This is a genomic window from Paenibacillus hexagrammi (assembly GCF_021513275.1).
Lineage (GTDB): Bacteria > Bacillota > Bacilli > Paenibacillales > NBRC-103111 > Paenibacillus_E > Paenibacillus_E hexagrammi.
The window spans coordinates 1,456,888-1,469,344 of record NZ_CP090978.1 but is presented as its reverse complement, the minus strand read 5'-3'; the positions used below and the strand labels follow the sequence as shown (position 1 = coordinate 1,469,344).

Sequence of the window (12,457 nt, the reverse complement as noted above, 5' to 3'; positions counted from 1 at the left end):
ATGCGTCTAAATGATCCTGCGGAATCAACCAAAAGTCAGCACGCTAGAGCAAAAAAAAAGCCGAACCTCAGTCTAATTGAGGGTCGGCTTCTTCCTTTGAGATCGAGTTTATCTGTTTAAAGCGCGTGCCAGCGCATGAACGTATTCTTTTCTCGCTTGTCTGCTTATTTCCGTGTCGTGGAAAATTTTCTCAAAACCATGGAAACATCCCGGATACAGATGGAATTCGACCGGAATGCCTGCCTGAACCAATCGGTTCACATATTCTATCGTTTCGTCCCGAAATAGATCCAATTCTCCCACACAAGTATACGCAGGCGGCAGTCCGCTTACATCTTTGGCACGTGTAGGCGCCGCATACGGCGAAACATCATCGGCATTTATGTTGCCAAGATACATGCTCCATGCAAGCTGATTCTGTTCCCTGTTCCATAATTTCGGAAACATATCTTCATTGATCTCATAGCTTGATGCTGTAACATGGCGATCGTCAAGCATAGGACACAATGGCATTTGAAAAGCAATCTTCGGTCCTCCTCTGTCACGAGCCATAAGAGTCAGAGCCGCAGTCAATCCGCCCCCTGCGCTTGTGCCGGCAATTGCTAGCTTAGACGTATCAATATGCAATTCTTCTGCCTGAGCCACCATCCACTCCAGCCCTGCATAACAATCCTCAACAGCCGCCGGATACGGGAATTGCGGAGCAAGCCGGTAATCAATGGAGACTACAACACAGTTGGCTGCAAGTACAAACTCTTCACACAGACCATCATCTAATTCATAGTTACCTAGCACGTAGCCTCCGCCATGAATCCATAGCAGTGCTGGCAACGCTGCACTCGTTCTGTTCACTGGCTCATAAATTTTAACTTTCAGTTCCGAATCCGGTCCTTGGATACTTAGCTTCGTACTCTTCACATGAGGGGATTGTTCTATCTTTGGGATCTCAACACCCTCCGGCATCCGCGGATTACGCAAATCAAAGACAGGGAGCCTGTCCATTATGTTTCTTAATTCCGGAAGCACATCATTTACATTTTTCATACGAGTCTCCATTCTGCCGCAGTCGCTCGCGGCACAAATTTGTAAGGAAATATGGTATGCGACCTCACCATACCAGCTAATATCTTTATCGTACAGTTGGGAATAGGTTAAATTCGTGTAATACTTGTTCTGCCTTGTCCAGATCAATTGTTCCTTGATAAACTTGTTCTAGCACCTCATCCAGAAAATGATCTGAACCCCTACTTGTAGATGCCTGATGAGATCCCGCTTCGGAACCGTTCAATTCTTTTTCTAAAAAACTTGCAAATTCACGGAGGGTTGGGTGATCATATACCATAGTTGCGTTCATTGCAGTACCATACCGTTTATTGATGCCCCTCATCCATTCTACCGCTATAATTGAATCCAGCCCTACGTCAATAAATTTATTGTCTACATCGATATCTTTCTGATCCACATATAATACATCAGCAAGACTTGTTACCAATTCTTTTTGCAAAATATCCAAGGAGATGCCCTTATGTTCGGCAATAGTGGACTTTATTTCATTGTCATGCCCGCCTTGCTGCAGTACTACACTTACCGGTAACAGGTTGATTGGCCGCCTGGTTGGCAAAATCGATTCAGCCGCTTGTATTCCCTGCCCGTTTACTTCATTTTCCAAATACCTCGCGAACTCTCGAATGGTTGGATAATCATACACGATAGTCGCTGAAATCGAAGTCCCATGTTGTTTGTTGATAACCCTGATCCATTCTACCGCTATAATCGAATCCAGTCCTACGTCGATAAATTTTTTGTCGATATCTATATCGTTCTTGTCTACATACAATACTTCCGCAAGACTTGTTGCCAGTTCTATTTGCAAAGTGTTCAAGGAGATGTCCGACTGTCTCGTGCTATCGGGTTTACATACACTGTCAAGCTCGCTTTGCGGCAATATCATGCTGGCTGGTGACAAAGTGATAAGTTGCCTAGTTCGCAAGTTCGGACCAACGCTTGGATGCATGATCGGCGCAGCGGCTGTCTGATCCGAATGGGACGGAGGCAATGCCACATTCTCCTTGCTAAGGTGGGAATCACTTAGTTCAGAGTTAGTTGCCGGCTGAACAGCAGGAGGTCGAGACGGTACGTATTCCTGCTGTAACAACGGGGTCGGGGCAGCATCCTGACTGATTTTAGCCCGGCTAGCTTCACGTTTCATCCCGGATATCCAGTATCGTTCCCTGGCAAACGGATATGTGGGTAAACTAACGCGTTGAACCCCGTTTCTCGCATCAAGCGTTTTCCAGTCGATTGGATATCCCTTAACCCACAATTCAGCTATTTTCCCAACCTTTCCTCTGGCCCCCCAATTATGAACCAGCTCCTGCAAATCCTCATCTTCAGCCAAGAAGTTGACGATTTCCTTGCCCTGCTTGATATTGCCCTTCCAACAGTTGGCATGCAATTTGTTCCCCTGCAAGAAGGCTTCCATCTGAGCAATCAGCTCTTGGGTATCCCCAGCCACAAATATCACACGTTCATCCATTGCTTCTCGACCTACTTGAAGCGTGTACGCCAGATTTCGTAATCTGCGCTTTTCATCTTGGGAGCCACTTTGTGCTTCCGCTTGTTCCACAGGCCAAATTCTTTTGATATGTTCTACATAAACCCGTACATATTCATTCAGACGTTCCGGATTCTTGGCTGATAGTGGAATTAGCAGCTTATCATCTGTGTTATGAATCTCCATATGATCGGATTCTTCTATCCGACTTGGAATATATTCCTCCAAAATGATATGCGCATTACTTCCCCCGAAACCGAAGGAACTAACACCTGCCCGTCTGGGGGTTGAAGAATGATGATTAACCTCCCAAGATTTTGTTTTGTTGACAATATAAAATGGACTATCGCTCATGTTGATGACAGGATTAAGCTGCTCGAACTGAACACATGCAGGCAAAGTCTTGTTCTTCATTGAAGCTATGACTTTTAGAACTCCCGCAATACCCGCTGCAGACTCTAGATGCCCGATATTGGTTTTAACCGACCCTAAACCGCAGGTTGATGGTTCCATCTTCTTGTCAAATTTCTTACATAGTTGTTGAAAGGCCATCTTCAGACCATGAATTTCAATCGGATCCCCCAGCGGTGTACCAGGGCCATGAGTTTCTATGTAGCTCACAGAATCAGGACTAATCCCTGCTTTTTCGTATAAATCGGCTATTAATTCCGCGTGTGCTTTTGGATTTGTAATGGTTAGAGAGTTGGTTCTTCCTCCATGATTCGTACCTACTCCTTTAATTACGGCATAAATATGGTCCTGGTCCTCCACTGCCTTATCCAAAGGCTTAAGCAAGAGAATGGCTCCTCCCTCGGCGCGTACATAGCCATCAGCTCTTTCATCAAATGCTCTGGACCTTCCTTCTTTAGAAAGCATCCCGCCCTGGCTGAGTGCAATAAATCGTCTTGGGGACCAACAAATATTCACACCGCCGGCCATCGCATAGTCACATTCTTCATTCTCAAGCGAACGAACTGCCTGATGAATCGCTACTAGTGAACTGGCGCAGGCTGTATCTAGTGTGATACTCGGCCCGTAAAAATCAAACCAGTACGAAATCCGGTTGGAAATGATGGCGTTGGATGTGCCGGTGGGAATATAAGCATCCACTTCTTGAACGTTTTTTTCAATAAGTTCGGTATAGTCCGTGTTGCAAACACCCATGAAGACACCTGTCTTTGTACTCTTCAGCGAACTTGCTTTGTAGCCAGCGTCTTCGATAGCCTTCCATGCAAGTTCAAGGGCAATTCTCTGCTGAGGATCCATCGTTGTGGCTTCCCGGGGAGAAACATGAAAAAAAGACGCGTCAAAGCAATCAGCGTCATCGATAAATCCTCCCCAAACACTATTCGTTTTGTTAGCCTCACTTTTGGGATCGCCGAAAAACTTCTCCTTTTCCCAGCGATTCGAGGGAATTTCCGTTATCAGGCAACTTTCGGATTGCAAATGATCCCACAATTCATCCAAATTATCGGATTTAGGAAACCGAAGACTTACTCCAATAATGGCAATTCCATTCTTGTCTTGTGTTTTGCGAAATGCTTGGTTATTTTCTGTTCCCATAGTACCCCTCTCCGGACTGTATCCATCCAAGCGTCTTTAGCCCTGTTTTTTTTCAACAAAATCAACAATATTGGACAACGAAGCAAACACATTCATGAACAGATCCTCGTCTGACATCTCAATATGCAGATCATCTTGTAAAAATGTAATGATGCCCATGTATCCTTTTGATTCGATGATTCCCGCTTTGAACAGGTCCGTGTCCTCGGTTATGTCCTCTCCGAAATTAACCAAGAACCTTTCTTCAAGAAATGATTTTACTTTCTGTGCATGATCCATTTATTCAAGCTCCCTATTCATTTATTTTTTCAATCTTGTGCCCAATAATCGTACACACTTTTCGAATCCATAAGAGACGACCATCCTGTTCCACAAAGCAGGAAGCAATCTCCGGATCCTTTAGTCCCCTATCGAGCAATTCCTTAATTCGTTTGTTGCTCTGTTCACTCTGTACTACATGTCCCACATAATCATAGAAGTCCAGTTTTGATTCTGATTCAAAAACACTTGAAAGCTTGATGCCGCTTTCTTTGTAAAGATTGAAAAATTCACGTTTCGAGTACGTTTTAAAATGACTGGCATCAATGAGCACTTCCATCTGTTCGAAAAAATGGTCCTGCTTCTCATTATCGTATGCCATAATATCCTGAATACAGATACGTCCGCCATCTTGACAGTAATTCACCATGCCGGAAAACACTTTCTGATAATTTTTCATATGATGGAACGCCGATCTTGAAACAACAATTGAAAATGGATGTTCCTCAAGTTCAATGTTTTCGACATCCTGACAGTGAAACCTAACGTTGTTCAGATGCCGTTTCATCGCATGTTCACGGGCTATGCCTATCATTCCTTCTGAGATGTCTACCCCTTGTACACTCTCAACAGCCCTAGCGGAAAAGAGAGAAAATGCCCCTGTGCCGCATGCAACATCCAACATACGATCCTCTTTGGAGAGTCCACAAAAATCAGAAAGCCCTTTCAACATTTTCTCATCCTGTGTGACCGACCAGTTATCGAAATTTTGTGCGCCTTTATTAAATTGCTCGATAATAATTTGATTTTCGCTCATAGCAGCTCACCTATTCTATAGTCAGAAAAAATCTCCTTATAGCTGATTTTCCCGCTTGAATTTTTTTTGATTTCATCCACCTCAAATATACGAGCATTGTCAAAATCAATTTTAAATTTCTTGATCAAAATCTCTCTGATCTTTTGTTTATAGATAGGGTTGGTTACGGCGATCTGAAGCAGCTCGTCATATCCACCTGCTGCGCAATCAAAGCCCTGCTGCCGCAAGTAATGTTCGATTTCATCGAGGCTTACCCGTTTCCCCACAATTTTAATAAACCGGCTATTTCTGCCGACAATATAGAAAAAACCGTCTTCATCAACATAGGCAATATCATGTGTGTTCAAGCATCCCTTGTGTTCATCTCCGTTGGCGAGATCATGTCTGCTGCTCGCGTAACCGAGCATAACATTCGGCCCTTCATAATAAAGTGCGCCTTCTACGCCTGCGGCTGTAATCTGTCTTCCCTCCACATCTCTTAAGTAGAGTTTGCCGCCTGGGATCGCCACACCTATACTCCCGCTTTTCGCAGAATTGTATTCTGGGGGCAAGTAACTCATTCGCGCAGTGGCCTCAGTCTGTCCGTACATCACAAAAAACCGAATACTCTTTTTCCTTGAATATTCAGCATATTGCGCGACCTGTTCAGCTCTGAGTTTACCTCCTGCCTGAGTGAAATAGCGAAGGGATGGCAGTTCCATATCAAAGAAGCGTAATGTTCTTAACATCTCATAGGTATAGGGAACTCCTGAGATGGAGGTTGCCTGATGTTTTTTGAAAAAGTCCCAAAAGTCCTTTTTAATGATCGAATGACCTATCAATAAAATAGTTGCCCCGACATACAAATGGCTATTAATCACCGATAGGCCATAGACATAATTCATAGGCAACGTCGTAATCGGCCTTTCGGACTCATTCAGTTCCAAATACTCTGCTATGGACTTAGCATTTTCGTTAATATTGGTACGTGACAGCCGCACCCTTTAGGGGAGCCGGTTGAACCCGATGTAAGCATAACTAAACTCAAATCCGGATGAATCGGATCCTCACTGCGGTAACCGGTTTTAACCAACTCATAAGTTTTAGGGTTCGAAATGTAAGGGTGCACAGGCTCCCTCGGCTGCCAAATATATTCCGGTTGATAAATCTGGATGATACGCTCCAGCAGTTCAATGTCAGTAGTATGCTCAACCAACATAACAGCATTTCCGCCAGCGATCCCCCGAGGTATCCTATTAAGGCTTCTACAGAATTTGTACATGTAACGAGGATAAGCACCTTTTTTCTTCTGGAAACGAGTTCCCAAACTCCTGAACCCTATTGGATAATTCATGGTAGGTATAGCAGTTCTCATCCTCATCAATAACAGCAATATTGTCTTTAAATTGATTTAAGTCGTAAAAGAGGTCCATTGGGGTCTCCTTATTTATGCCTGATAAAATTAATGATGAAATAATCGAAAATCTGAATTAGCCATGACAATGCCATATTCTTCACAAGCTTTTATGACACTGTTGTCTCTTATTGAACCGCCAGGCTGAACCAAATATTTGACCCCGCTCTGAACGGCCCTGTCTATATTATCTCGAAAAGGGAAAAAGGCATCTGAGCCTAATGATACATTGCTTAATCCTGACAACCACTCTTTTTTCTCATCAGCAGTCAGTTTTTTAGGCACTTGCTCAAAGATATGCACCCAGTGCTCCATTTCCTTCAACGTTACATCGTCTCTAAGATATTGGTCGATTGCGTTATCTCGCTCCGCCCTAGATATTCCATCTTTGAAACGTAATGCAGTGACAGCGGGATGCTGTCTCAAATACCAGGTGTCCGCCTTGGATGCCGCCAGCCTTGTGCAATGAATCCGGGACTGCTGGCCTGCTCCACAGCCAATAATTTGCCCGTCATAGGCAAAGCAGACGGAGTTGGATTGTGTGTATTTCAATGTCACCATCGAAAGCATTAAATCCCGTTTGGCTGATTCAGGGAACTCATAGCCTGTGATTACGTTGTCCAGCATATCAAACCTTGGCAATTGGTTGTTCCTTTTTTGCTCAAAGGTAATTCCATATACTTCTCTTTTTTCCAAATCTACAGGCTCATAGGAAGGGTCTACTTGAATAATGGTGTATGTTCCTTTTTTCTTTTTCCGCAGGATTTCCAACGCATCACTACTGAAAGAAGGAGCAATAACCCCATCAGAGACTTCCCTGCTGATCAATCTTGCAGTAACAGCATCAACCGTATCGCTCAAAGCAATAAAATCGCCATAAGAGGAAACCCTGTCAGCTCCTCTGGCTCTGGCATATGCCGACGCAAGGGGTGAAAGTTCGAGCTCATCAACAAAATAAGCCTTTTTCAAGGTGTCGTTCAAAGGAATGCCTACGGCTGCACCGGCAGGGCTTACATGCTTAAACGAAGCCGCTGCAGGCAGATTTAGAATTTGCCGCAGTTCCTTTACCAACTGCCATGAATGAAACGCATCAAGAAAGTTGATGTACCCTGGATTCCCGTTTAATATGGCAAATGGTAGTTCACCTTCTTCCCTGTACACCTTCGCAGGTTTCTGATGAGGATTGCATCCATATTTTAACTGAATTACACTTTCCGACATGACATCTCATCCTTTGTCTCGTATATGATGGTATACATATTTTTCTAGATCTTGTGATATGATTTCCAGCAATTGCTCTTGATTCTGATCCTCCCGTAGGAATAAGTGATCTCCAGATACCTCATGAAGTTCAAATGTCCCTTGGGTCAGCTCTTTCCAAGCATACATTTCATGTTCTTGAACCTTGTCATCCCTCTTGCCGTGAATCGCTGTAATGGGAACATCAAAACCAGCTTCCTCAGCTGCTCGATAGCTATTAACCATTTGCAATTCCGCGAGTCTTGTCGGCAAATACAATCTTACCAACTCCTGGTTCACATCATTCTCCGAAGTAATGACATTCACCATATCTTCATATTGTTCCGGTGATATGCTTGAAAGAATATCCGGTCCGGGAATATCCCCATACCCAATGTTCTTAAACTTTTCCCTTGTAAATGAAATCAAAGGATTAGGCAGGATCGTCGGCGACGAATATGCTCCAACAAACAGATGCATCGGTTTATTGTCGATTTCCTTCCATAACCTATAGGCCAAACAGTATACGAGTAAAGCGCCCGCGCTATGGCCATAGAAGGCATACGGCCGATCAAGTTCAGGAAGAAGTACCTCTTTCATTACTTCCACGGCCCTATCCATTTGATCAAATGCTTTTTCCTTGACCCTGTTCTCTTTCCCTGGCAATTGAATCGGGCAAACTTCTATATAGTCCGGCAGCTTTGCCTGCCATTCACGGTATAAAGAAGCTCCGCCGCCGCTTCCGTACGGAAAGCAAAACAATTTCATCTTAGCCAGCGGATTGGATTTCCGGTGCGCAATCCATAAATGAATGTCCTTCTTCACATGTAACGCTGCCTGGTTCTCATCCATACTGGCGACCCTGTCTGGTTGTACGGATAAAAGCGGAAGAATAAATTCGGCTATCTCGCTGATGCTTGATCCCTGAATGAATATTTCTATAGGGACGAATATTCCGAGCTCTTTTTCAATCTTTACTTTAGCCTCAATTCCCACTAGTGAATCCATGCCTACATTCATAAGAGACTCATTGATATCCATTTCGGATATCGGCATTTCAAATATGGAAGCAAATACCCCTTGTAAATATTCCTGGATGATTCCTTCCCATTGTTCTAAGCCTGTACGTTTCAAGCTTTTTATGACTTCAAAATCGTTTTCTGCATCCTTTGCCTCTTCCGCTTTTTCCAGTTGCTTTTTAAAGGCCTTTTCGCGCTCCTTGCTCAATCCCTTCATCAAACCGCTATGAATTCGAGCGATCAAATTTCCATTTTGGTCAAAGAGCCTAAATACTCCTTTCAGTTCATTGGAAGCTTCTTGAACCTCCTCGAGCACTACGTGGCACCACAATTCCTGAATGTCCGGCTGGTAATTGAAAGCAAAACCTTCCCACTTCGTAACCATATACTTGTAGTCTCTGACTCTGTTCTTAGGTAAAGCTGCATGAAATAATTGGGCGCAAGCATCCAAAACACCTGGATGAATGCCCATTTTGTATTCATTTCGCGTTTCAATTCCGGCCGGGGGCTGGAACCTTGCCAGTGACTCACCCTCTGTAGTCCACACATGTCCGATCCATTGAACACTTTTTCCCAAGGAAAGCCCTCTTTCCTCCTGGACTTGCCGATAGAATTCCGAACCGGAATACTGCTCAGTACAGCGGATTTTGAGTTCTTTCTCCAAATCCTCTCGCACCGGGAGCATCAAATCCTTTTTCCCCAACAACAAACTTCCGTTTACATGCTTGTTCCAATGACTGCCATTCTCAGAACTATAGAATGCAAATTCTATCTCTCCATGATCTCCCTGGGATAAGGTTAAGGAAAAGTTTACCATTCCATGTTCAGGAATAACCAAAGCACTCAAAAACTCCATTGCTTTTACATGAAAGGAGTTTCCGTAGATTTTGCCAACTGCCCGGCACAGAATTTCCAGATAATACCCTACGTGCACGACCCCATGGGTATCTTTTAAATCGGGAGCAATATCTAAACTTAGAAGATATTCGATTTGTTTTTCCTTTAAAGGAGAATACACCATTCTTCCATCTAAGAAGCTGCCGCCGCTTTTTCCTTCGTGATTTGCCGTCATTTTCACCATAGGACTTTCTTGGTAAGGCAGAGTCTCGCACCAGTAATGCTTTCTTTGAAATGGGTACGTCGGCAAAAGTACCTTTCGTCTGGTATATCCCAGATCAAAACCATGCCAGTTGATATCCAATCCCAAACCATAGAGCTGACCCAAGACATGTAATAGACGATCCCAAATGTTTTCCTCGTTTGAGTACGTAAAGTACTGACCTCCAGAATAGGAAACAATATCCTTCTGAACATCCGGACTGATTCCTTGACCGATTTCTAAGAAATGTCTGAATCCCTTATCAGCAAGTGATTGGATCCCTTTCCGAATATCAGGCTCAGCATCCAAAACCTTTGCCCAATAAAGTCCCGACACGGCCTCCTGCTTGTCAACGGACCTTCCCGTACTACCAGAGTACAAACGAATACGGGGCTGGTCCAGGGTATGACTAGCACCTGCTTTAACCTCGAAGCCCTCATGCTCTAAAATGAAGGCCAACGCAGTATGGATGCTCATGACCCCTGCTGCACAAGCAGCTGCGAATTCCCCGATGCCGCTTCCCAAGAGCGCAGCAGGCTTAACTCCCCAGCTGTCCCATACTTGTAACAAGCCCAATTGCAAAGAGAATGATACGACTTGATTCATAGATCCTAGACTGCCTGAATTCAACAGTAAGGAATCATTTAGGATATAAGGCAAAAATGATATGTCGGTCATTTGCTTCTGTTGTTCATCGCACAGCAGCAACGTCTCCCGGAAAACCGGCTGTGTTTCATATAATGCTTTAGCCGCATCTTTCGAAATTCCGTCATTACATAAAAAAACGAGCTTCGGATTGGATTTTTCTTTATTTTTGTGATCTACCCTTCCTGCTCCAAGCTTGCTGCCATACTCCGAAAGCTGGCTTTTCATATGCTCTAGACTTTGGGCATAAAAAGCAGTTCTATGTGAAAAATGATTTCTGCCGGCATTAGCCGTAAAGCATATATCCGCCAGGTTTTCATCGCTATTCCCTTCGAAATACTTCTCATACTTCGATACCAATTGTATCAAAGCACTGTCGTCCTTTGCAGAAAGAGCCAGAATATGCAAGGGTCTTTCGATGGAGACGCGACCTGAAATTTCGCCAGTGTCGGCGGTTCTTGGCGGTTCGGCAACAATGACATGGGCATTGGTGCCGCTGAACCCATAGGAGCTGATCCCTGCAATCAGCGGTTTTTCGCCCTTTTCCCATGAAATGGCGCTATCCGGTACAACCGCAGGAATCTTCTCGAGATGAATTCTTGGATTCACCGTATGAAAATGACGATTGGCAGAGATCTTTTTATTCTGAATACATAGTACGAGCTTGATTAAGCCTGCAATTCCGGCCGCACCCTCCAGGTGACCTATATTGCTTTTTACAGACCCGATAATGAGAGGGTCCTTCCTATTACCATCTTTGCCAAACACCTCGGTAAGTGCTTGGAATTCAATGGGGTCGCCCAGAGGGGTTCCCGTACCGTGTGCCTCCAGGTAACCGACTTCGCTCGGTAAAACGCCTGCTTTTTCCAGCGTTTTCGAGATTAATTCTCTTTGTGCCGCACCATTTGGAACGGTCAACCCGCTCCCAGGTCCATCCTGGTTCACACCGCTCCCTTTGATGACGGCCAGAATCGGGTCGTTGTCCCTCATTGCGTCTGAAAGCCGCTTCAATACGACTACGCCACAGCCCTCACCACGTCCGTAACCATCGCCGCTTGCGTCAAAGGTTTTACATCTTCCGTCCTCAGCAAGCGCATTTAATCCGCAAAGGGATACGAATCCCTCTGGCGACAGCAATAAATTGACTCCGCCGGCTAGCGCCAGTGAGGTTTCTTCTCTTTGCAGGCTTTCACAAGCAAGGTGAACAGCTACCAGAGAGGATGAGCATGCGGTATCTATAGAGATCGACGGACCGTTTATGCCTAACATATACGAGATCCTTCCAGAGGCGATATTAGACATAACACCTGTCAATGTGTAAGGGTTATTATCCTTGCGAGCACGCGGCAAAAGCGCATATTCCGAACCGATCATCCCGACAAACACACCCGTTTGGGTGCCTCTGATGCTGTCAGGGCAAATACCTGCCGATTCTAGAGCTTCCCATGAGACTTCCAAAAGCAGTCTTTGCTGGGGGTCCATTTCAGAGGCTTCTCGTGGGGAGATACCAAAAAAACGTGCATCAAAGGCTCCTACGTCCTCTTGCAGGAATCCCGCCTCTTTGAGGTACATTTTACCTGAAGCATCCCGGTTCTGATCGTAAAAGTCATCAACGTTCCACCTGTTTCCGGGCACCTCAACAATGCCATCGCCATTCTCCTGTAAAAAATCCCAAAATGACTGAGGATCTTGACATCCTCCCGGAAAGCGGCATCCCATACCGATAACCGCGATGGGCTCATTGCCCTTCTTATGCTTATCAAGGTCTGACTTTAATTTTTTAATTGTCTGTAACGAGTTGTTCAGCAGCGTCAGGTAATCTTCCTGTTTGACCCCAGTCCCCATTAAACCGAACCTCCTTCAAGATTAT

At 44.6% G+C, this 12,457-nt stretch carries 7 protein-coding genes; all 7 read right to left on the bottom strand.

Annotated elements, in window-relative coordinates; all coding sequences use genetic code 11:
• Window positions 1–108: 108 nt before the first annotated feature.
• Window positions 109–1,044 (bottom strand): alpha/beta hydrolase, encoded by a 936-nt coding sequence (locus tag L0M14_RS06410; RefSeq protein ID WP_235121360.1) that lies wholly within the window; start codon window positions 1,042–1,044, stop codon window positions 109–111.
• Window positions 1,045–1,129: 85 nt separating this feature from the next.
• Window positions 1,130–4,117: a type I polyketide synthase gene (locus L0M14_RS06405; RefSeq protein WP_235121359.1), complete on the bottom strand. Its 2,988-nt coding sequence runs from the start codon at window positions 4,115–4,117 to the stop codon at window positions 1,130–1,132.
• 36 nt (window positions 4,118–4,153) lie between these two features.
• Entirely contained in the window at window positions 4,154–4,396 is a 243-nt protein-coding gene (locus L0M14_RS06400; RefSeq protein WP_235121358.1) for an acyl carrier protein, read from the bottom strand.
• A 13-nt stretch (window positions 4,397–4,409) separates the two neighbouring features.
• Window positions 4,410–5,192, bottom strand: a complete 783-nt coding sequence (locus tag L0M14_RS06395; RefSeq protein WP_235121357.1) for a class I SAM-dependent methyltransferase — start codon at window positions 5,190–5,192, stop codon at window positions 4,410–4,412.
• Complete coding sequence (locus L0M14_RS06390; RefSeq protein ID WP_235121356.1) at window positions 5,189–6,118, bottom strand: AMP-binding protein; 930 nt, start codon at window positions 6,116–6,118, stop codon at window positions 5,189–5,191. The genes L0M14_RS06395 and L0M14_RS06390 overlap by 4 nt, the downstream gene beginning before the upstream one ends.
• A gap of 515 nt (window positions 6,119–6,633) precedes the next feature.
• On the bottom strand, window positions 6,634–7,806 hold the full coding sequence (locus tag L0M14_RS06385) for a phosphoribosylaminoimidazolecarboxamide formyltransferase (RefSeq protein WP_235121355.1): 1,173 nt from the start codon (window positions 7,804–7,806) through the stop codon (window positions 6,634–6,636).
• Between the two features lie 6 nt (window positions 7,807–7,812).
• Window positions 7,813–12,432: a type I polyketide synthase gene (locus L0M14_RS06380; RefSeq protein ID WP_235121354.1), complete on the bottom strand. Its 4,620-nt coding sequence runs from the start codon at window positions 12,430–12,432 to the stop codon at window positions 7,813–7,815.
• Window positions 12,433–12,457: the final 25 nt, after the last annotated feature.

What these genes read in the sequence shown, in the direction of transcription:
- L0M14_RS06410 (WP_235121360.1), bottom strand. Translation starts at nt 1,044, where the DNA reads ATGAAAAATGTAAATGATGTGCTTCCGGAATTAAGAAACATAATGGAC.
- L0M14_RS06380 (WP_235121354.1), bottom strand. Translation starts at nt 12,432, where the DNA reads ATGGGGACTGGGGTCAAACAGGAAGATTACCTGACGCTGCTGAACAAC.
- L0M14_RS06385 (WP_235121355.1), bottom strand. Translation starts at nt 7,806, where the DNA reads ATGTCGGAAAGTGTAATTCAGTTAAAATATGGATGCAATCCTCATCAG.
- L0M14_RS06400 (WP_235121358.1), bottom strand. Translation starts at nt 4,396, where the DNA reads ATGGATCATGCACAGAAAGTAAAATCATTTCTTGAAGAAAGGTTCTTG.
- L0M14_RS06395 (WP_235121357.1), bottom strand. Translation starts at nt 5,192, where the DNA reads ATGAGCGAAAATCAAATTATTATCGAGCAATTTAATAAAGGCGCACAA.
- L0M14_RS06405 (WP_235121359.1), bottom strand. Translation starts at nt 4,117, where the DNA reads ATGGGAACAGAAAATAACCAAGCATTTCGCAAAACACAAGACAAGAAT.